Source organism: Sphingomonas sp. IC4-52 (genome assembly GCF_020707225.1).
In the GTDB taxonomy this organism is placed as follows: Bacteria; Pseudomonadota; Alphaproteobacteria; order Sphingomonadales; family Sphingomonadaceae; genus Sphingomonas.
The window spans coordinates 143,419-162,854 of sequence record NZ_JAJFEU010000006.1; the positions used below are offsets into that span (position 1 = coordinate 143,419).

Consider the following 19,436-nt stretch of genomic DNA (forward strand, 5'->3'; position numbering starts at 1 on the left):
TCATTCCACGACATCGCCGCGCAACAGGAACTTGGAATAGGCAGCCGTCCCGACGAACCCCACCATTGCGAGCAGGAGCGCGGCCTCGAAATAGATCGTCGTGGACTGTTTGATGCCGAACAGGATGATGAAGGCGATGGCGTTGATGACCATCGTGTCGAGCGCGAGGATGCGGTCCGCGGCGGTTGGACCGCGAAACAGCCGCAGGAGGCACAGCAATGTCGCTGCGGCGACACACGCCATCGCACCGGCAAGCGCGAAGGCAATCATCGGAAGATTTCCATCAGGCGCCGCTCATAGCGTGACTTGATATGGGCGATCTCGGCCTCGGGATCGGCAACGTCGAGAGCATGAACCAGCAAGTAACGGCCATCGGTCGAGATATCGGCGGAGACAGTGCCGGGCGTCAGGCTGATCGTGCCGGCGAGCAGCGTGATCGCCTCCGCCGAATCGAGATCCAGCGGGACTGCTAGCCAGCAGGTTCGCAAATCCCGGCTGCGGCGAAAGATGATCAGGTGTGCAACATGAAAATTGGCAACGATGATGTCGCGGATAACCAGAAGCAGAAAGGCGAGAAGCGGCAGCCTCCACCGCATCATTGGCCGATCGGGCCAGAAGGCCGCGGTGTAAAGCGGCACGATGATGGCGAAGAGGCTGCCGAGCATCAATCCGCCGACGCTGATCGCGTTCAGCATCAGCAGCCAGATGAGGAGGAGCAGCGCGCTGAGCCCTGGGTGCGGAAGGATGCGCCTCATGCGCCGGTTCCCGGGCGCGCAGGAAGGACAGCGCCGATATAGGCGGCCGTGCTGAAGATCTGCCTGCTGGTGGCCTCCATATAGGCGGTGACCGGGCCAGCGCCGATTGTCAGCATCCCCAGCAAGGCGAGCAGAAAGCCAGCCGGGGCAGCTTCCAACAGAGCGGGAGGTGTACGCTCGACCGCGGGTTGCTGGCCCGTGCCGCGCTTCCAGAACAAGGTGCTGCCGCCACGCGCAAGCGCGATCACCGCCACCAGGCTGGTGCCAAGGATAACCGCCCAGATTGCCGGCCACCATGCCGAGCGGAGCGCCGCATCGAGGATGAAAAGCTTGCCGATGAAGCCGGAAAGCGGCGGAAGCCCGGCCAGCGCCACGCCGGCGGCGAGGAACAGGAATGCCACCAGCTGCCGCCCTTGATAAGCGCCGGTGCTGACGATCGAATCACCCTCTGCGCCCCGCCAGCGCATGACCAGATCGGCGACCAGGAACAGCAAGGCCGCCGCTATTGTCGTGTGTGGCAAATAGTAGAGTGCCGCTGCCATCGCACCCTCTTCGAACAGGGCCACGGCGGTCAGCAGGATCGCGGTTGAGCCGATCAGCCCGAACGCCGCCATCGAGCGCAGATGTCGCGCCGCCACAAACCCTGCGAAACCGAGGATCATCGTGGCTAGTGCCGCGGGAACCATGTACCTGCCCGCAGCGCCCGCGAAGATCAGCGGGCCGGTGCGAATGATGGCGTAGGCGCCCACCTTGGTCATGATCGCGAACAGCGCCGCAACGGCCGGCGCCGCGCCCGCATAGGCGCGGGGAAGCCAGAGGTGGAGCGGCAGCAGCGCGGCCTTCAGCGCGAATACCGCCATCAGCAGCATCCCGCCGGCGCGGAACAGGCCTTGGTCCCCCGCCCCCAAAGCTGCCCCGCGAACCGCCATATCGGCCATGTTGAGCGTACCGGTGATGCCGTACAGCAGCCCAAGCGCGATCAGAAACAGCGTCGAGCCGACCAGGTTCACGATCACATATTGAACGCCCGCGGTCAGCCGCCGCGCGCCCTGTCCATGCAGAAGCAGTCCATAGGAAGCGATCAGCAGCACCTCGAAAAACACGAACAGGTTGAAGAGGTCACCTGTCAGAAACGCGCCGTTGATCCCAAGCAGCTGAAACTGGAACAGCGGATGGAAGTGCCACCCGCGGCGGTCGAGGCCAGTAAGCGTGGCATGCACGCCCACGGCCAGAGCCAGTGCCGCGGTGAGAACCAGCATCATCGCCGCGAGCCGGTCGAGTACCAGAACGATACCGAACGGGGCCGGCCAGTCGCCGAGGGCGTAGACCGACACCTCCCCCGTCGTGGCGCGAACCAGCAGCGCCACGCCAATGACCAGCAGCACAGCCGTCGCGCCAATCGACATGCCAGCCCCGATCCAGCGCCGCCGCCGCCGGAACAGCAAGGTGGCGACGCCGGCGAAGGCAGGGAGCAGCACCGGCGCGGCAATCAGCGCGCTCATGCGCGATGTTCCCGGTCGAGCAGTTCGGGATCAGGCTCGCCATCGACCTGATCGGTTCCGGTTTCCAGAAAGGTCCGCAGTGCCAGCACAAGGGCAAGGGCGGTCATGCCGAACGAGATCACGATCGCCGTCAGCACGAGCGCCTGCGGCAGTGGATCGGTATAAGCGGCGGCGTTTTTGTCGAAGATCGGCGGGCGGCCGACCACCAGACGCCCCATGGCGAACAGGAAAAGGTTGATCGCATAGGACATCATGGCGAGGCCGATCACCACCGGGAAGGTCCGTCCCCGCAGGCAAAGGTAGATGCCGGCCGCCGTCAGCGCCGCGATGGCGGTGGCGACGAGAAATTCGATGCTCACCCCTTCGCACCCCGTAGCTTTGCAGGATCGATGTCCATCGGGCCATCGTCCTCGGACGGCTCCTTCTGCGCGCGCTGCGCAATGTGGCTGAGCTCGGCCAGCGCAAGCATCACGGCGCCAATCACGGCCAAGGCGACCCCGATGTCGAACAGCATCGCGGTCGCCAGTTCAAAGGTGCCGATGACCGGCAGCGTCACATAGCCGAACGCACTGGTGAACAGGGGCGCACCGAACAGCAGTGACCCCAATCCGGTAAGCGCCGCGATGATCACGCCAAAGCCAATCAGCGCATGCTCGTCGATTTGCCGGCGCTGGTCGGCCCACTCGAAGCCGGACGCCATATATTGCATCAGCAGCGCGATTGACACGATCAATCCCGCAATGAAGCCGCCACCGGGCGCATTGTGGCCCCGCAGGAAGATGTAGAGGCCGACCATCATCGCCAGCGGCAACAGGAGCCGGGCGGCTACAGCGAACATCATCGGGTGACGCTCTGGCGAGCGTGGCAGATCCGCCACCCACATTCGCAGCCGCTGGCCCGCCACGCCGCGGGCGGCTGGCTGAAGCAGCGCAAAAATGGTGAGCGCCGCGATACCAAGAACGGTGATCTCACCAAAGGTGTCAAAGGCGCGAAAGTCCACCAGCGTGACATTGACGACATTGGTGCCGCCGCCACCGGAATAGCTATGCGCCCAATGATAAGAGGAGATCGGATCGTTGGGCTGGCGCGTCATCACCGCCCAGGCGGCGAGACCAGTCGCAGATCCACCGGCAAGCGCAAGCAAGAGGTTGCGCCCGCGTTCGGCCCTGCTCGAAATCTGTACAGGCTGCTTCGGAAGCAGATTGAGCGCGAGCAACAGCAGCAGGATGGTGACCACCTCGACCGAAATCTGCGTAAGGGCGAGGTCCGGTGCCGACAGGTAGATGAAGGCGAGCGAGACCACGAGGCCAACGACGCTGATGTAGATGAGCGTGAGGAAGCGCTGCCGGGGCATCAACGCGACCGCCGCCGTGGCGGCGAGCAAAAGCACCCAGGCGACGATCGCCACTGGCGGGGCGGGAAGCAGCGGGCGCGTGCCAGGCGCATATCCACCATACCACATCGCCTCGACCGCGATAGCGACCGCCAGCATGAACATGAGCGCGAGTTGTCGCTGCAGGGAGCCATTGTGGACGGTGTCACTGATCCGGCGCGCAATACGGACGGTTTGTTCGATGGCCGCTTCGAACAGACGCTTCGCGTCTGGCAGGGCGAGCCGGTTCCACACCGCTTCGAGCGGTGCGTGCCGCCACAGCATGAACCCGCCCACAACGATCGCCACCACGCTCATCGCCAGGGCCGGAGTCGGCCCATGCCATAAGGCAGGATGGAATTCTGGCGCGGTTCCGCCCGTGATATCGGCCGCAGCCGGAATGATCAGCCAACCCGTCAGCATCGCCGGAAACAGACCGACGAGCACGCTCAACGCAACGAGCAACGCGGAAGGGCTCCATAGTCCGAACGGCGGATCATGAGGTTGTGCAGGATAATCGTCGCGAGGCGGCCCGAGATAAAGCCGCACGATGAACCGCAGCGAGTAAGCAACCGAGAATGTCGCCCCCAAAAGGGCCAGCGCCGGTATCAGCCAGTGCAGCCCGCCCCAGCTGGTATGCGCCGCCTCCTCGAGCATCATTTCCTTCGAAAGGAAGCCGCCCAGTGGCGGAAGGCCAGCCATGCCGGCGGCGGCAACGATGCCGAGCGCGGACGTGACCGGCATCAACCGCGCCAGCCCGCCGAGACGGCGAATGTCCCGCGTTCCCGCTTCATGATCGACAATGCCGGCGTTCATGAAGAGCGCGGCCTTGAAGAGCGAATGGTTCAACAGATGAAAAATGCCGGCGAGCGCGGCGGCCGGCGTGCCGAAGCCAAACAGCATCGTCATCAGGCCAAGCTGGCTAACCGTGGAGTAAGCAAGGATTGCCTTCAGATCCTGCTTGAACAGCGCGATCGCGGCCCCCGCCACCATGGTGACAAGGCCGGTCGTGGCGACAAGATAGAACCACCATTCCGTGCCAGAGAGCACAGGCCACAAACGCGCCAGCAGGAACACCCCCGCTTTCACCATCGTGGCCGAATGAAGATAGGCGCTTACCGGCGTTGGCGCAGCCATCGCGTGCGGCAGCCAGAAATGGAACGGAAATTGCGCCGATTTGGTAAAGCAACCCAGCAGGATCAGTATCAGTGCCACCGGGTAAAGCGGAGAAGCGCGGACGATTTCGCCCCGGGCAAGGATGTCGGTCAGTTCTTGAGATCCGGCGATATGACCGAGCAGCAGGAGCCCGCCGATCAGCGCGAGCCCCCCCCCGCCGGTTACCGCCAGCGCCATTCGGGCGCCCTGCCGTCCCTCTACGGCATCGCGGCGAAAGCCGATCAGCAGGAACGAGGAAAGGCTGGTCAGTTCCCAAAAAACGAGAAGCAGCAGGACGTTGCCGGAAAGCGCAATCCCCAGCATCGCGCCCTGGAAGAACAGAAGCAGAGATAGGAACCGACCCATCGGCTCGTCTGCCGGCAAGTAGAAACGGGCATAGCAGACGATGAGCAAGCCGATGCCCAGGATCAGGCCCGCAAACAGCAACCCGAGAGCATCGAGACGCAAGGTGAAGCTCAGGTCGAGCGCGGGCACCCACGAATGGCGGATCTGCTCGGGAACGCCCGCGACCACGCCGGGGGCCATGAACAATAACAAACCGAGAGCGGCCACGACATGGACGACGGCGATGCCGGCCTGAAAGTTTCGGCTCGCCCGCGGCAGTGAGGCCAGCCAGGCGCACCCCAGGAACGGGAGCAAGGCAAGCAGGATCAGGTGCAAACCGGGCCCCCGACAAGCAGCGCCGCCGCTGGTGGGCCGACGCGCAGGAGGCGGCCAGCGACTGTCGGTAAAAAGCGAATGCGGATCATCGGGGCACGGCTCTCCGGCGCTGGCGGCCCGACCAACGCACGACCTGCTCACCCCGACGCTGAAGCGAGCACCCCGGATGGTTATTGCGTTCTGAGCGCCGCGACGCAAGCGGAAGGTCGTCGAAGCTGAGCTGCTGCGCCGCCTTCGCAGGCGGCAGAGCGGCCGCTCAACGCACACCGCCCGCACCGGTCAGGGCGCGGGCGATTACTACGGGAGCGGCGAGCGCGCGGGTGGCCGCGCCCTCCCCGCCCGGCTTGTCCTAAAACTCGTTCCAGTCGTCATCCTGTGGCCTGGTGAGGGCGGAGATGGCGGCGGGTGCGAGGGGTTTGACGGGCGAGACATAGGCGCTGCTGCGCGGCTTTGGCTTCATCGCCTCGACCTGGGCGTGGATCGAGCGGCGGGCGCGATCGTCGACCTTGAAGCGGGCGGCCTGTTCGCTGAGCGCCTGAACCTCGCTGGTGAGGTTGCGGGCGGCAGCGGAGGTTTCCTCAACCATGGCGGCGTTCTGCTGGGTGGACTGATCCATGGTGCCGACCGCGGCCGAGATCTGGGTGATGGCAGAGGATTGCGCCTGATTGTCAGCTGCCATGGTCGCGAGCAGCTCGTGGACCTGGCCGACGTCGCCGGAGATGTCGGCCAGCGCGCCATCCACCTTTTGCACCATCTCCACCGCGCACACGATGTCGCTCTGGGTCACGGTGAGCTGATCGCGGGCGCGTTTGGCCTCTTCCTCGGCACGCATGGCCAGCGCCGAGACGAGATCGGCCACCACCGCAAAGCCGCGGCCTGCGTCGCCGGCACGCCCGGCCTCCACCGCGGCGTTCATCGCCAGAACGCGCGTCTGGAACGCGATCTTGTCCAATCCTTCGATCACGCTGTCGATGCCTTTGGCGCTTTCCGACACCCGGCCCATCGCCTGAACCGCCTGATCGGCCACTGAACGGCCACCGATCGCGAAATCTGGTCAAGCGACCCATCGACCCTCTGAACGGCGCCAACTGCAACCACAACTTCGTCCTGAGTCACGGTTAGTTGCTCGCGGGCGCGTCGCGCCTCCTCCTCGGCCCGCATCGCGAGCGCAGAGACGAGATCGGCAACCACCGCAAATCCGCGGCCAGCCTCACCGGCCCTCCCCGCTTCCACGGCCGCATTCATGGCGAGCACGCGGGTCTGGAACGCGATCTTGTCGAGGCCCTCGATCACCGTGTCGATGCCCTTGGCGCTCTCGGCCACCCGCGTCATCGCCTGAACGGCTTCGTCCACGGTTTCGCGCCCGGTCGCCACGGCTTCCGTCGCTCCGCCCGCCCGCACGACGGTCGCCGATGCCGCGGAGGCAGTGCTGGCGGCACGTTCGGTCATTTGCGTGATGGCCGCCGACGTCTCTTCCAGGCTGGCCGCATTGCTCTCCGTGCGCCGGGCAAGATCTTCCGAAGCGCTGGCGATCTCGTTGGAGCCGGTGCGGATGGCATCGGTGCTCATACGCACCGCGGCGACCAGTTCGCGCAGCTTGGCGAGCGCGGCATTGAAGTTCTGGGCCAGCGACCGGTATTCTGCAGGAACATCCGCGGGAACATCGACCGTGAGGTCTCCGGTCGACAGGCCCGATAGTGAATGCGACAGCAGCGACATCATCCGCTCGCGACCTGCCTCGGCCGCGGCATTGCTCGCTTCTGCCGCTTTGCGCGCCAGCAACGCGTCGCGGAAGTTTTCCAGCGCCTGCGCCATGCGGCCGATCTCGTCACCGCGGCCAATGCCCGGGATGGCGGTGTCGGTTCCGCCAGCGGCCAGCGTCTGCATGGCCCGGTTCATCTGGGTCAATGGTCGGAACATCGCACGGGTCAAGAACAGCGAGACGATGGTGGCGATCAGAGCGATGATGAAGGCCGCCACTGCCATGGACGTCCGCACGCTCTTGATGGCGCTCAGCACCTCTTCCTTCGGGATGCCGACGTACAGGATGCCAATGACGTTGCCGGAATCGTCGCGGATCGGATCATAGGCGGTAAAATAAGGCTGTCCGAGAATGTCGGCCTCACCGCGGAACGGCTTGCCTTCGCCCAGGACCATGTCCCGCGCCTGCCCCGCCGCAAGCGGCGTGCCGACAGCACGCGTGCCATCGGCCTTGATCACGTTCGTCGAAACCCGCTGATCGCCGCTGAAGATGGTCGCCGTTCCGCCAACCAGCCGCTTCACCTCGTCCACCGGCGCAGACCAGCCATTGAGCAGGCGATTGCCAACGTAAAGCTTGTCGCCCTCCCGTCGAAAGCTGCTCCCCTGTTGGCGCAACACGCTCCAGGCGACGCGCATGTTTGTTTCCTGTCGCTCGGCAGCAACCCGCTGAGCATCGGACGTCAACGTCCTGTCACTTACAAGGAAAGTCGCGATCGCCAGGACGATCAGCGAAAGGATCGTGATAAAGGTGGTTTTGGTTGCGAGGGGCAGTTTGCCGATTCCGCCGGTCATGTTCAGCACCATTCTGTTTGACGCCGCACGCGCAGCGCTTTGAAGGCATTATAGAAAACAGTTGGTCGGCAGGTCGGCGGCGGGCGGATGATCGTCTACACGCCCAGGGGTGATGGTGCGCCACGCGCGCACGTTCGCTAGCGCGGATGACCAGAGGAGCCCGCCGGCTGAAACGAGCCCAACGCCTTGCTCAGGCGTGTTCAGGCCTCGGCGGAAGCCATCGCCTCCGGGATCAGGCGCTGTAGTTCCGAGATAGACTCCGCGGCGCTGCGATGATGCACGAAGATACCGCCCGCTCCCGTCCACAAGTCGCGATATTTCAGCGTGTCGTCGACAAGGATGTCGCCCTCGCGCGCATGGCGTCGCTTGTCCGCCGCCAGGCAGGTGATGATCCGGGTGCCGGGGAAGTGCTCGGCTGCCCAGCGCACCTTTTGCGGCGCCGCCCAGTTGCCACGCGGCAAGCCGGTCAGGATGATCGGATCAAGGTGGCGTACCGCGTCGAATAGCGCGACAGCATCCGGCATCAGCGGCAGCGATCCATAGAAATCGGAATGACGCGCCAGTCGCTTCCAAAACTCCCCCAGGCCGAACCGCTTTTCGAACTGGCGAGGCGGCAAGCCGAGCAATTCGGTGGCAGCCCGGTCGAAATCGGCCAGCACGCCGTCGCAATCGAGATAAAGCTGCATCGGTCAAAACCTCGCGGGTTGAAGGCGGATCGGGACGAGTTCAGCCAGGGGCTGCCAGCCGAACCGGGCGATCACATCATTGCTTTCCACCGGCCGGCGCCCTCGTTTCCGGTCCAGCGACCATGTCACATGATACGTGCCCCCGTCCCCACGCTCCGTGGTGCCAGCGATCGCGACGATCAGCGCCTGCACACCGGCGCCATCGTCGATCTCACCGACGATCTCCCCTCGAGTTTCCGTGGGCAGCGGCGTCCCATCCTCGACGCCGAAGCGAAGGGTCACATGATGAGCGATGACGTCGGGAAAGCGTGGCGTAAACCGCTCCAGCAATCGCTCCCGCTCATCCGCGCCAAGTATCCAGCCTGTCACCCAATGTCGTGGCATACCGTTCTCAACACCCATGCAAGCACCCGTATCCGGCACGCTGATGACGAGGCGAGGTTGAAACCGGGAGCGCCGAGCCAGGGCCAGTGGCCCCCAAACTAGCTCAGGCGCAAAGCCAGCGAGAATTGATCAAAAGTCATCGGCAAAGACATCGGGTCGATCTTCGTTCCCGGCGGCAAGGCAAAACGCCTGCGCGACAGCAGCGCCATCAGCGTATCGCTGGCGAGTAGCAGGACCAGATTCTTCGCGGGGCATTCGCCTGGTCCGCCGCTGAACGGGATGAGTGGCCAGTCTGCCGCTTTCCCCTCCAACCACACGTCCGGTGCAAATCGGTCTGCGAATGGCAAACGCTCGTTGTCCCGATGGAGGAAAGGCACGTGGATCAGCACACCAGTGCCTTCGGGCATCCGCTTTCCAGCGCGAGATCGTTGAGCGTCCGCCGCTCTGCGCGGTCGGATCCTCGCGAAATCAACGAACCTTCCGGTTCGAAATGGGCGAGCGTCGCGTGTTTCTCGCTGCTGTCGCTTTCGAATGGTACCGGCGTTTGCGCCAGCACGCGCCGTACCTCGTCGGCGGACAGGAGCACCGCCTGCTCACGCCCGGGCAGGCGCAGCATCACGAGGCCCGCACCATGGCGTCTGCGGATCTCCTGCAGCAATCTCACGGCACGGCCTTCGAGACCGGTCGCCTGGAGCAGCCTGACGACCCAAGGCCGCCGGACCATGATTCCCTTTGCCAGCAGCGGTCCGCCGGCAATCACCAGAACGGCTGCCGTTTCCAGAAGCGAAAGCCGAGGCAAGGCGGGCGCAGATGTCTTGGCCATGCCGCTCTCAACTCATGGGAGCGACTTCGTTGTTCTGGGCGAAGCTATTTGGAGCCGAGGCCACAATCGCGCTCGGGCTTAGCGTGTCAGTTCAGAGGCTGTTCGAGGAACGGGCCCTGACGTGGACCTTTACAATAACGGCAGTGCGCGACGGCGCACCAGCTCGCGCGCGAGTACGGCCTGAGTACCGCGGGTCATCACTGGGGGAGTTAACCGCCATCTGCGGCAATCAACGCGTGGCTACCGCCGTGGCGGTGGTCAGCGGAGGCTCGAAGCTGCCGGGGAAGCTTCGTGCACTATCTGTGACAAGTTGGAAATGGTGGAGCCGAGGGGGATCGAACCCCTGACCTTCGCAATGCCATTGCGACGCTCTCCCAGCTGAGCTACGGCCCCATTCCGTTGGGAAGGCGCCCACTAACGGGGCGCTTCAGGCTTGGCAAGCGGCGTTTTCACGGCCGCCTGCCGAAACCCGAAATTTTTTCGACGATCAGTTATTCTCGTCGTCGTCGTTGGACGTTTCCACACCCAGATCGTCGTCGCCGCCGAGATCAACCTCGTCGTCAGCGCTGGGCTCCTCGTCCTCGTCCGCGACCAGATCGGTATCGTCGTCACCAGCAAGGTCGCTGTCCGCGGCCTGCTTCTCGGACTTGCTCGCCTCGAAGGGAAGCGGCTGCTTCGACTTCAGGATCGGTTCGGGCTCCCAGGCGAAGCCGCATTCGATGCAGGTGACGGGCTCGTCCTTCTGCAGGTCGTAGAAACGCGTCGCGCATTTCGGGCACGTCCGCTTCGTGCCCCATTCCGGCTTGATCATGCCGTCTCGTGCCTTTCGGATGGATGGATCAACAGGTTCAGAAAGCCTGAGCCTGCGAAGTGGTGGGCGCCTTGCCATAGCGCAACCCCGCTGGCAAGGCGCGGCGCGCAATGGCGCATCCCCTCCCCCGCTCCGTCACGGTCCATCCCGCATCCCGCTTGCAGGGGCGGATCCGCGTCCCCGGTGATAAGTCGATCAGCCATCGCGCCCTAATGCTGTCGGCACTAGCCGTGGGGGAAAGCCGCATCGAAGGCCTCCTCGAGGGGGAGGACGTGCTGGCCACGGCGGCTGCCATGCGCGCAATGGGCGCGACAATCATACGCAGCGACGACGGTATCTGGCGCGTGCATGGCGTCGGCGTAGGCGGACTGCTGCAGCCCGAAACCGCGCTCGACATGGGCAATTCAGGCACCTCGACACGGCTGCTGATGGGGTTGGTTGCCAGCCATCCGATCACTGCTACCTTCGTCGGTGACGCCTCCTTGTCGTCGCGTCCGATGAAGCGCGTCATCGATCCGCTTTCTACCATGGGTGCCGAGATCACGGCCTCGCCCGGCGGCCGCCTGCCGCTCATGGTGCGGGGCCTCTGCCCGGCCGTGCCGATCACTTACACCTTGCCGGTCGCTTCGGCGCAGGTGAAATCCGCGGTGCTGCTCGCCGGGCTCAACACCCCCGGCATCACTCGCGTGATCGAGCCAATCGCCACGCGCGATCACAGCGAACGGATGCTGGAGGGGTTTGGCGCGAACATCTCGGTAGAGGTGAATAAAGGCGGCCGGACGATCTCCATCGTCGGCGAGGCCGATCTGAAACCGCAGTCCATCGTCGTGCCGGGCGACCCCTCCTCGGCGGCCTTCTGGATGGTCGCGGCCACCATCGTGCGCGGTAGCGACGTCGTAATCGAGAATGTCGGGCTGAACGCCACCCGCGCCGGTCTGGTAACAGCGCTGCGCCTCATGGGAGCGGACATCGTGGAGCTCGATCCGCGCGTCGTTGGCGGAGAGCCGGTCGCCGACTTGCGGGTGCGTCACGCACCCTTGACCGGCATCGACGTGCCGCACGACCTCGCCCCTTCGATGATCGACGAATATCCGGCGCTGTTCGTGGCTGCCGCCTTTGCGCAAGGGCGAACGATCGCACGCGGCGCGGATGAACTGCGCGTCAAGGAGTCGGACCGAATTGCCGTCATGAAGGCAGCGCTCGTGGCGAACGGCGTGCCGTGTGAGGAGCATGAGGACGGGCTGACGATCGACGGCAGCGGTGGGGAGCCGATTGCCGGCGGCGCGCAGGTCGCCTCGAAACTTGATCATCGTATCGCAATGAGCATGGCGATCGCTGGACTTCACGCGCGCACCGCGATCACCATCGATGATGCGAGCCCGGTCGCGACAAGCTTTCCCAGCTTTTTCGACCTGTTGGATGCGCTGGGGGGACAGGCTACTTGGGGCTGATCGACCGCCGATCGTTGATTGCCGGCGCCGGGGCGAGCCTGATCGCCGCACCGGCGCTTGCCCGTGCGCTCGAACGCCCCACCCGCGAATTGATGGTGCCGGTGCCCGGCGGCCGCGTCTATGTTCGCGTCAACGGCGGTCTGTCCGCGCGCCGGGCGCCGATCGTGATGATCCATGGCGGGCCCGGCGGCACCCACGCCAGCTTCCTGGAGGCGCTGCCGCTTGCGGATGAGCGGGCCGTGATCCTCTATGACCAACTGGATACCGGCCGTTCCGACCGTCCCGATGATCCCGCGAACTGGCGCGTGTCCCGCTTCGTCGATGAACTGGAGGCGATCCGCTCAGCTCTGGGCGTCGCACGCTGGCACGTATTGGGCGCCAGTTGGGGTGGAACGGTCGCGCTGGAATATGGCGCCCGCCGCCCCGCCGCGCTCCTCGGCCTTGCCCTCGCAAGCCCGCTGATCTCGACGCGCAGCTGGCTGGCGGATGCCAAGGCGCTGATCGCAAACCTGCCGCCGACTATTCGTGATGAACTGCAGCGCTGCGGCGCACTCACCCTTGCCGAGCCGCCGGCAGCTTGCGATGCGCCCACGCGGGCCTTCTACGCCGCCTTCAATCGGCGAATGCCGGCAGCAGCGGATGTCGCAGCCTATGGTCGGGACGTGCGCGGCAACCGGCGCATGTATCGGGCGATGTGGGGTGCGAGCGAATTCGTCTCCACCGGCACGCTAAAGGATTATGACGGCGAGCCGTTGCTCGCCCAGTTGGAAGGAAAGCGTACCTTGTTCCTTTGTGGCCAGTACGACGAGGCCCGCCCCATTACCACGGGCGCCTTTGCCGCCCGGGTACCCGACGCGGAATTCGCTGTCGTTCCCGGCGCTGCGCACGGGCTGTTCAATGATCGCCCGGCGGAAATCATTGCCCTGCTTCGCGGCTGGCTGGCGCGCCAGGATGCCATCGCATGATCATCGCCGTTGATGGACCCGCCGCCTCCGGCAAGGGCACGATCGCCCGGGCGCTGGCGAAACACTATAACCTGCCGCACCTGGACACCGGCCTCCTGTACCGGGCAGTCGCGGCCACGGTGAAGCGGCTCGACTTCGATCCCACCCGGGAAGCGGATGCCGTCGCCGCTTGCGACTTTGACGAGCTCACGTTGGCCGATCCGGTGCTTCGCGAGGACGAGATCGGGAAGCTCGCGTCCGTCGTCTCGGCCCACCCCCTTGTTCGTGCCGCCCTGCTGCAACGGCAGAAGCGGTTTGCCCATCAGGAGGGCGGCGCCATTCTCGACGGCCGCGACATCGGCACCGTGATCGCGCCCGACGCGGACGCCAAGCTGTTCGTCCGGGCCACCCCGACGATCCGGGCACGACGCCGCCATGCCGAACTGCAAAGCCGTGGGTCCACGGTCACGTTCGATCAGGTGCTGGCCGACATTCGCGCCCGGGATCAGCGCGACAGCTCACGCTCCACCGCGCCGCTTGTCCTCGCGCCGGATGCCGCACTGCTGGATACCAGCTTCCTGTCGATCGAAGCGTCGATCGAAAAGGCAATTGGCCTGGTCGAGTCGCGCCGCCGCCGCGATTAAAAACAACGTCGACGTCCGTTTTTCCGGGTCTCTCAGGGAGTTTGCCCCCTGCGGGGCCCCGGCCTGCCTTGCTCCAGAGGGCACTTTGCAGTATGGCGCGCCGTCCGGCGGGCTGGGGCTCGCGGAGGCATGGCGCAGGGGGACAGCCCTCTCGCGCCCTTTTCGCGTAAGCGCGTCGAGGCCCTCGCTCCCCAATTCGCCTGATGCTGCCCCGGCGTGCGGCCGGTGTGGCGGTGATGGCCAAGACCAGCGGAACCAACCGCTTGGCCGGAAACGAACTGACTAGGACAAACCACTTTTATGGCAACTCAGCCAAATCCCACGCGTGACGATTTCGCGGCAATGCTCGATGACATGTTCGGCGGCGCCGACAGCTTCGAGGGCCGCGTGGTGCTCGGCACCGTCACCGGCATCGAGAATGACCTCGCCGTCATCGACGTCGGCCTGAAGAGCGAAGGCCGCGTGCCGCTGCGCGAATTCGCGCCGGCGCCGGGTCAGAAGGCCGAGCTGAAGATCGGTGACGAAGTCGAAGTCTATGTCGACCGCGTCGAGAACATGCATGGCGAAGCGATGCTGTCGCGCGACCGCGCACGCCGCGAAGCTGCATGGGACAAGCTGGAGACCGAGTTCGCCAAGACCGCGCGCGTTGAAGGCGTGATCTTCGGCCGCGTGAAGGGCGGCTTCACCGTCGACCTGAACGGCGCCGTGGCCTTCCTGCCGGGTTCGCAGGTCGATATCCGTCCGGTGCGTGACGTCACGCCGCTGATGGACATCCCGCAGCCGTTCCAGATCCTGAAGATGGACCGCAAGCGCGGCAACATCGTCGTGTCGCGTCGCGCCGTCCTGGAAGAGACTCGCGCCGAGCAGCGTTCGGGCCTGATCCAGAGCCTGGCCGAGGGCCAGATCATCGAAGGCGTGGTGAAGAACATCACCGACTACGGCGCGTTCGTGGACCTGGGCGGCATCGACGGCCTGCTGCACGTCACCGACCTCTCCTACAAGCGCGTCCAGCACCCGTCGGAGATGATCAACATCGGCGACACCGTGAAGGTGCAGATCATCCGCATCAACAAGGACACGCAGCGCATCTCGCTGGGCATGAAGCAGCTCGAGAGCGATCCGTGGGATGGCGCATCGGTCAAGTATCCGGTCGGTGCGAAGCTGTCGGGCCGCGTCACGAACATCACCGAATATGGTGCGTTCGTTGAGCTGGAGCCGGGCATCGAAGGCCTGGTGCACGTCAGCGAAATGTCGTGGACCAAGAAGAACGTCCATCCCGGCAAGATCGTGTCGACCTCGCAGGAAGTCGACGTGGTGGTGCTCGAGGTCGATGCCGACAAGCGTCGCATCTCGCTCGGCCTGAAGCAGGCGCAGCAGAACCCGTGGGAGCGTTTCGCTGCCGAGCATCCCGTCGGCACGACTGTCGAGGGCGAAGTCAAGAACGCCACCGAGTTCGGCCTGTTCATCGGTCTCGACAACGATGTCGACGGCATGGTCCACATGTCCGACATCGCCTGGGGCGTGTCGGGTGAGGACGCGCTCAACCTGCACCGCAAGGGTGAGATGGTTCAGGCCATCGTGCTCGATGTCGACCCCGAGAAGGAGCGCATCAGCCTCGGCATGAAGCAGCTGGAGCGCGGCGCACCGGTGGCTGGCGGTTCGGCTGCGGCCGGCGACCGTCTGGGCAAGAACCAGGTCATCACCGTCACCGTTCTCGAAGTCCGCGACGCTGGGCTCGAAGTGCAGGCTGGCGACGATGGTGCCACTGGCTTCATCAAGCGCACCGATCTTGGCCGTGACCGTGACGAGCAGCGTCCGGAGCGTTTCCAGGTCGGCCAGAAGTTCGATGCGATGGTTACTGGCTTCGACCGTTCCAAGAAGCCGACCTTCTCGGTCAAGGCGATGCAGATCGCCGAAGAGAAGCAGGCTGTGGCGCAGTATGGCTCGTCCGACTCGGGCGCGTCGCTGGGCGACATTCTTGGCGAGGCGCTGAAGGCCCGTCAGAACAAGCAGTAATGCGACGGCCCGGTACCGGGCCAAAGGGGCCGGGTGGCATCAGCCGCCCGGCCCTTCTTTTTTGCGGTATAAACCATTCTTTCGGTCGATAATCGCGTTTCGGTCCTATTCCGCGCGAACTTTACCTGTATTAAGGCGATCACGCGCCACGACGGTTCCGTGGCACATCAAGGGCGGGGCAAATGATCCGATCGGAACTGGTGCAGCATCTGGCAGAGACCAATCCAGGTCTGTCGGTGCGCGAGGTCGAGGCAATCGTTTCCACCTTCTTCGATGAGATCGTGCGCCGCCTGGCCGAAAACGGCCGCGTTGAGCTGCGCGGCTTCGGCGCCTTTTCCACGCGCGCTCGCGATGCCCGCACGGGCCGCAATCCTCGCACTGGCGAAGTCGTTGAAGTGACGGCAAAGCGCGTGCCCTATTTCAAGCCCGGCAAGGAAATGCGCCAGCGTTTGAACGTCTGAGCGCTTGACGGCGGCGCCTCCGTGCCGCTTTTCGGCGCTTGTGATGCGCGGACGTGGCGGAATCGGTAGACGCCGGAGACTTAAAATCTTCTGCCTGTATAGGCGTGCGGGTTCGAGTCCCGCCGTCCGCACCATCACTCTCGCCTTGGCCCTTGCGGCTTCCGGATGTGAGCGGCGGCCCGATGTGGGGCCGGTGATCGTCAGCGCGAACGGCTCCCAGCCGCGCCTGTCCCTAGCCCCGATCGCCGACGACGACATGGCGCGCCGGTTGCTCACCGACAGCGCCGCACAGGGACTTGTTCGCTTCGACGCTGCCGGCCAGATCGTCCCCGGTGTGGCCGAACGCTGGATCGTCACGGACGAGGGGCGCACCTATATTTTCCGCCTGCGCGATACATCCTGGGCGGATGGTCGGCCGATGCGCGCTGCGGAGGTTGTCGCAATCCTGCGCCGCCGGCTGCAACAGCGGGCGCGCAATCCCCTCGCTCCCTATCTGACGGCGCTAGATTCAATCGTCGAAATGACACCCGAGGTGATCCAGGTCGAACTGGCCCGGCCGCGGCCTGACCTGTTGAAACTCTTTGCGCAGCCCGACATGGCCATCATCCATCCAGTTCGTGGCATTGGCAGTGGCCCGATGCAGGTGGTCGGCAAGATCGGACAGGTCACGCGGCTGCGCCCCATCCCGGATCCCAACCGTGCGGCGGATGAACAGGAAGATCCACAGCCCGAGGACGACGTGCTGTTGATCGCGGAGCGGCCCGCCGCCGGGGTTGCGCGCTTCGCTGCGCGCCGGTCCGATCTGTTCACCGGCGGCACGGTGGGAGAATGGCCACTGCTCACCGCCGCGGGCATCGACGCGGCAGAGGTCCGGCTTGATCCCGCCGCTGGCCTGTTCGGCCTCGCCATCGTGCGCCCAGAAGGCTTTCTCGCCACGCCGGAGAACCGAGGCGCGCTCGCGCTGGCGATCGATCGCGCGGCGCTGGTTCAAGGTTTCACCGCTGATTGGCTGTCCGCCGAGGACTTGCTGCCCGCGGCGCTTGATTCCGCCAGCCCGCCCGCCAAAGCCCCGTGGCAAGCCGTGCCGGCCGCGGATCGGCGCGCGACGGCACGTGCGCGTGTCGATGCATGGGTTGGTGCGGGGAATGAGAGCCCCACGGTCCGGATCGCGCTGCCGGCCAGCGCGGGCGGCACCTTGCTCTGGGCGCGCATCGCCGCGGATCTCTACGCAGTCGGAATCCGGCCTATTCGAGTGGCATGGGACGCTGAAGCGGATCTGCGCCTGATCGATGCGGTGGCGCCTTTCGACAGCGGCCGGTGGTACCTTGGCCACGCCTGCCAGCCCTGCAGCGAGGGCGCCTCGCAGGCGATCGAGGCTGCACGCATGGCGCCGTCGCTCGCCGAACGTGCGCGGGCCATTGCCGCGGCGGACCGGCTCCTTGCTGAAGATATCGCCTTTGTGCCGCTCGCCCGGCCGCTGCGCTGGTCCCTGGTCGCGCCGCGTCTCCGCACTTGGCAGGCAAATGAGCGGGCTTGGCACCCGTTGAACGGGGTTCGCCGAGACCCCAATTGATTCGTCATGCCCAACGCCCATTTCCGTCCAGCTCCCGACCATATGGCAAACCTGCCGCTCGGTCGTGATCCGGCCTCCATCCGTCGCCGCGTGGAAGCGATGGAGCAGTTGCTGGAGGGCATGGTCACTGTGCCAGGGTTGAACCGCAAGGTCGGGCTCGACGTGCTGCTCGGCTTTGTCCCGGTGATCGGTGATGCCGTTGCCGCCGCCATGGGCGCTTATATCGTGTGGGAGGCGCGGAACCTGGGCATGAGCAAGCTCCAGCTCACCCGAATGGGCGCGCGCGTGGGCTTCGACGCGATGCTGGGCCTCGTGCCAATCGTCGGCGACGCCGCGGATTTCTTCTTCCGCTCGAACAGCCGCAACCTGAAGACGATCAAGCGTCATCTCGACCGGCACCATCCGGCCACCGTCACCGTCGATCGCTGACGCTTTCCTCGCTGCCGCGCAGGCGGCGCTCAGGCCTCGGCGCGCGCTTGCGGCTGGTGCACCACCCCGCCCGTCATCGGCTGCGGCGCGCCCGTCGTGCCGGGGAATGAAATCGGCAGCTCCTTCAGCGTTCGCACGGCCATATAGGCGAAGCCTTCGGCCTCGATCGCGTCGCCGTTCCATCCCAGGCTGTCGACCGGCTCAGGGGCCAGGCCAACTTTCTCCGCAATCATCCGGAGCATGACGGGATTGTGCCGCCCGCCGCCCGCGACCAGCAGTCGCTCGGGCCGTGCCGGCAGCAACAGGAACGCCTCCGCCACCGTGGCGGCAGTGAAGGCGGTCAGCGTTGCCGCACCGTCGGCTGGGCTGAGGCCGCGGGCCGGCTGGATCGTGAAGTCGTTGCGGTCCAGCGACTTGGGGGCTGGCTGAGCGAAAAACGGGTGATCCAGCATCGCCGTCAGCACCGCCTCGTCCACCCGCCCGGCGGCCGCAAGCGCCCCATCCGCATCGAACCGTGCGCCCGTTTCTGCTTCCACCCAGCTGTCGATCAAACCGTTGGCCGGTCCGGTATCGAAGGCGACCAGAGTGCCGTCGCCTCCAATCCACGTGATGTTCGCGACGCCGCCCAGGTTCAGCACCGCGAGCGGCCGCTCCAGACCCGCCGTGAGCGCCGCATGGTACACCGGCAGCAATGGTGCCCCCTGCCCGCCGGCTGCCACGTCTGCGCTGCGAAAATCCGCCACAGTGGTAATGCCCGTCGCGTCGGCAAGCGCCTGGCCATTGCCGATCTGCCAGGTCCAGCGACGATCCGGGCGATGAGCGACGGTCTGCCCGTGAAAGCCGATCACGTCGACCTCTCCTGCGCGCAGTCCCGCGTCCCGCAGCAGTTTCTGCACGGCAAGCACATGCGTGCGGGCGATAAGATCAGCCGCGGCCATCACCTCGGGATTGGCGCGTGGTCGTTCAAAGGTTAGCGCCAGCGCCGTTGCAGCGGCAAGCTGCGCTCGGGCGGCGTCTGAATAGGCCTCGCCGCGAAAAGCGATCGGGCGGGCGAATCGCTCCCCGTCCGTTTCGATCAGCGCCGCGTCCACTCCATCGAGTGACGTCCCGGACATCAGCCCGATCGCCAGCATCGCACAACCCCCACGCTACTCCCCGCGCCCCTGCGAGGCGCCAACGATTAGCGCAAGATGATT

General features: G+C 65.4%; 19 protein-coding genes, 2 tRNA genes and 1 pseudogene. 8 read left to right on the plus strand and 14 right to left on the minus strand.

The window, feature by feature from the left end:
* The 13 genes and pseudogenes from LK535_RS14540 to LK535_RS14600 all read right to left on the minus strand — a co-directional run bounded on the left by LK535_RS14540 (position 1) and on the right by LK535_RS14600 (position 10,722).
* Positions 1-270 (minus strand): K+/H+ antiporter subunit F, encoded by a 270-nt coding sequence (locus tag LK535_RS14540; protein ID WP_227772645.1) that lies wholly within the window; start codon positions 268-270, stop codon positions 1-3.
* Positions 267-755 carry a Na+/H+ antiporter subunit E gene (locus LK535_RS14545; protein ID WP_227772646.1) on the minus strand — a complete coding sequence of 163 codons (489 nt, stop codon included), beginning with the start codon at positions 753-755 and terminating at the stop codon, positions 267-269. Before LK535_RS14545 ends, LK535_RS14540 begins: the two co-directional genes overlap by 4 nt.
* A complete protein-coding gene (locus LK535_RS14550; RefSeq protein WP_227772647.1) occupies positions 752-2,257 on the minus strand; it encodes a monovalent cation/H+ antiporter subunit D in 1,506 nt (501 codons plus the stop codon). The genes LK535_RS14545 and LK535_RS14550 overlap by 4 nt, the downstream gene beginning before the upstream one ends.
* Entirely contained in the window at positions 2,254-2,610 is a 357-nt protein-coding gene (locus tag LK535_RS14555; protein ID WP_415837150.1) for a Na+/H+ antiporter subunit C, read from the minus strand. The genes LK535_RS14550 and LK535_RS14555 overlap by 4 nt, the downstream gene beginning before the upstream one ends.
* A 2-nt stretch (positions 2,611-2,612) precedes the next feature.
* The gene (locus tag LK535_RS14560) at positions 2,613-5,465 is read right to left on the minus strand and encodes a monovalent cation/H+ antiporter subunit A (RefSeq protein WP_227772649.1); all 2,853 of its coding nucleotides are present in this window, start codon (positions 5,463-5,465) and stop codon (positions 2,613-2,615) included.
* Positions 5,466-5,814: 349 nt separating this feature from the next.
* Positions 5,815-6,504: pseudogene (locus LK535_RS14565) on the minus strand (methyl-accepting chemotaxis protein); the annotation flags it as partial.
* Positions 6,426-8,018 carry a methyl-accepting chemotaxis protein gene (locus tag LK535_RS14570; protein WP_227772651.1) on the minus strand — a complete coding sequence of 531 codons (1,593 nt, stop codon included), beginning with the start codon at positions 8,016-8,018 and terminating at the stop codon, positions 6,426-6,428. The pseudogene LK535_RS14565 and the gene LK535_RS14570, both read right to left, overlap by 79 nt.
* A 200-nt stretch (positions 8,019-8,218) precedes the next feature.
* Positions 8,219-8,704, minus strand: a complete 486-nt coding sequence (locus LK535_RS14575; protein ID WP_227772652.1) for a hypothetical protein — start codon at positions 8,702-8,704, stop codon at positions 8,219-8,221.
* Positions 8,705-8,707: 3 nt separating this feature from the next.
* Complete coding sequence (locus LK535_RS14580; protein WP_227772653.1) at positions 8,708-9,088, minus strand: hypothetical protein; 381 nt, start codon at positions 9,086-9,088, stop codon at positions 8,708-8,710.
* 98 nt (positions 9,089-9,186) lie between these two features.
* Positions 9,187-9,546 (minus strand): cytochrome P450, encoded by a 360-nt coding sequence (locus LK535_RS14585; protein WP_227772734.1) that lies wholly within the window; start codon positions 9,544-9,546, stop codon positions 9,187-9,189.
* Entirely contained in the window at positions 9,471-9,911 is a 441-nt protein-coding gene (locus tag LK535_RS14590; protein WP_227772654.1) for a hypothetical protein, read from the minus strand. Before LK535_RS14590 ends, LK535_RS14585 begins: the two co-directional genes overlap by 76 nt.
* A gap of 317 nt (positions 9,912-10,228) precedes the next feature.
* Positions 10,229-10,304 (minus strand) — tRNA-Ala (locus LK535_RS14595).
* 94 nt (positions 10,305-10,398) lie between these two features.
* Complete coding sequence (locus LK535_RS14600) at positions 10,399-10,722, minus strand: TIGR02300 family protein (RefSeq protein WP_227772655.1); 324 nt, start codon at positions 10,720-10,722, stop codon at positions 10,399-10,401.
* A gap of 110 nt (positions 10,723-10,832) precedes the next feature.
* Here LK535_RS14600 and aroA point away from each other — a divergent pair, with 110 nt between their 5' ends.
* The 8 genes from aroA (at position 10,833) to LK535_RS14640 (ending at position 18,240) form a co-directional block, all read left to right on the plus strand.
* Entirely contained in the window at positions 10,833-12,173 is a 1,341-nt protein-coding gene (gene aroA, locus LK535_RS14605) for a 3-phosphoshikimate 1-carboxyvinyltransferase (protein WP_227772656.1), read from the plus strand.
* Positions 12,164-13,138 (plus strand): proline iminopeptidase-family hydrolase, encoded by a 975-nt coding sequence (locus tag LK535_RS14610; RefSeq protein ID WP_227772657.1) that lies wholly within the window; start codon positions 12,164-12,166, stop codon positions 13,136-13,138. Before aroA ends, LK535_RS14610 begins: the two co-directional genes overlap by 10 nt.
* Complete coding sequence (gene cmk, locus LK535_RS14615; protein ID WP_227772658.1) at positions 13,135-13,761, plus strand: (d)CMP kinase; 627 nt, start codon at positions 13,135-13,137, stop codon at positions 13,759-13,761. The genes LK535_RS14610 and cmk overlap by 4 nt, the downstream gene beginning before the upstream one ends.
* A gap of 300 nt (positions 13,762-14,061) precedes the next feature.
* Complete coding sequence (gene rpsA, locus LK535_RS14620; protein ID WP_227772659.1) at positions 14,062-15,777, plus strand: 30S ribosomal protein S1; 1,716 nt, start codon at positions 14,062-14,064, stop codon at positions 15,775-15,777.
* Between the two features lie 182 nt (positions 15,778-15,959).
* Positions 15,960-16,238 carry an integration host factor subunit beta gene (locus LK535_RS14625; protein ID WP_227772660.1) on the plus strand — a complete coding sequence of 93 codons (279 nt, stop codon included), beginning with the start codon at positions 15,960-15,962 and terminating at the stop codon, positions 16,236-16,238.
* A gap of 47 nt (positions 16,239-16,285) precedes the next feature.
* A tRNA-Leu gene (locus LK535_RS14630) sits at positions 16,286-16,372 on the plus strand.
* Between the two features lie 59 nt (positions 16,373-16,431).
* A complete protein-coding gene (locus LK535_RS14635) occupies positions 16,432-17,811 on the plus strand; it encodes an ABC transporter substrate-binding protein (RefSeq protein ID WP_227772661.1) in 1,380 nt (459 codons plus the stop codon).
* 6 nt (positions 17,812-17,817) lie between these two features.
* Positions 17,818-18,240 carry a DUF4112 domain-containing protein gene (locus tag LK535_RS14640; protein ID WP_227772662.1) on the plus strand — a complete coding sequence of 141 codons (423 nt, stop codon included), beginning with the start codon at positions 17,818-17,820 and terminating at the stop codon, positions 18,238-18,240.
* A 29-nt stretch (positions 18,241-18,269) separates the two neighbouring features.
* Here the strand turns inward: LK535_RS14640 and LK535_RS14645 are convergent, their stop codons facing one another.
* The gene (locus tag LK535_RS14645; protein WP_227772663.1) at positions 18,270-19,373 is read right to left on the minus strand and encodes an anhydro-N-acetylmuramic acid kinase; all 1,104 of its coding nucleotides are present in this window, start codon (positions 19,371-19,373) and stop codon (positions 18,270-18,272) included.
* Positions 19,374-19,436: the final 63 nt, after the last annotated feature.

Coding starts and splice junctions, on each gene's coding strand:
- LK535_RS14540 (WP_227772645.1), bottom strand. CDS start 270: ATGATTGCCTTCGCGCTTGCCGGTGCGATGGCGTGTGTCGCCGCAGCG.
- LK535_RS14545 (WP_227772646.1), bottom strand. CDS start 755: ATGAGGCGCATCCTTCCGCACCCAGGGCTCAGCGCGCTGCTCCTCCTC.
- LK535_RS14550 (WP_227772647.1), bottom strand. CDS start 2,257: ATGAGCGCGCTGATTGCCGCGCCGGTGCTGCTCCCTGCCTTCGCCGGC.
- LK535_RS14570 (WP_227772651.1), bottom strand. CDS start 8,018: ATGACCGGCGGAATCGGCAAACTGCCCCTCGCAACCAAAACCACCTTT.
- LK535_RS14575 (WP_227772652.1), bottom strand. CDS start 8,704: ATGCAGCTTTATCTCGATTGCGACGGCGTGCTGGCCGATTTCGACCGG.
- LK535_RS14580 (WP_227772653.1), bottom strand. CDS start 9,088: ATGCCACGACATTGGGTGACAGGCTGGATACTTGGCGCGGATGAGCGG.
- LK535_RS14590 (WP_227772654.1), bottom strand. CDS start 9,911: ATGGCCAAGACATCTGCGCCCGCCTTGCCTCGGCTTTCGCTTCTGGAA.
- LK535_RS14600 (WP_227772655.1), bottom strand. CDS start 10,722: ATGATCAAGCCGGAATGGGGCACGAAGCGGACGTGCCCGAAATGCGCG.
- aroA (WP_227772656.1), top strand. CDS start 10,833: ATGGCGCATCCCCTCCCCCGCTCCGTCACGGTCCATCCCGCATCCCGC.
- cmk (WP_227772658.1), top strand. CDS start 13,135: ATGATCATCGCCGTTGATGGACCCGCCGCCTCCGGCAAGGGCACGATC.
- rpsA (WP_227772659.1), top strand. CDS start 14,062: ATGGCAACTCAGCCAAATCCCACGCGTGACGATTTCGCGGCAATGCTC.
- LK535_RS14625 (WP_227772660.1), top strand. CDS start 15,960: ATGATCCGATCGGAACTGGTGCAGCATCTGGCAGAGACCAATCCAGGT.
- LK535_RS14640 (WP_227772662.1), top strand. CDS start 17,818: ATGCCCAACGCCCATTTCCGTCCAGCTCCCGACCATATGGCAAACCTG.
- LK535_RS14645 (WP_227772663.1), bottom strand. CDS start 19,373: ATGCTGGCGATCGGGCTGATGTCCGGGACGTCACTCGATGGAGTGGAC.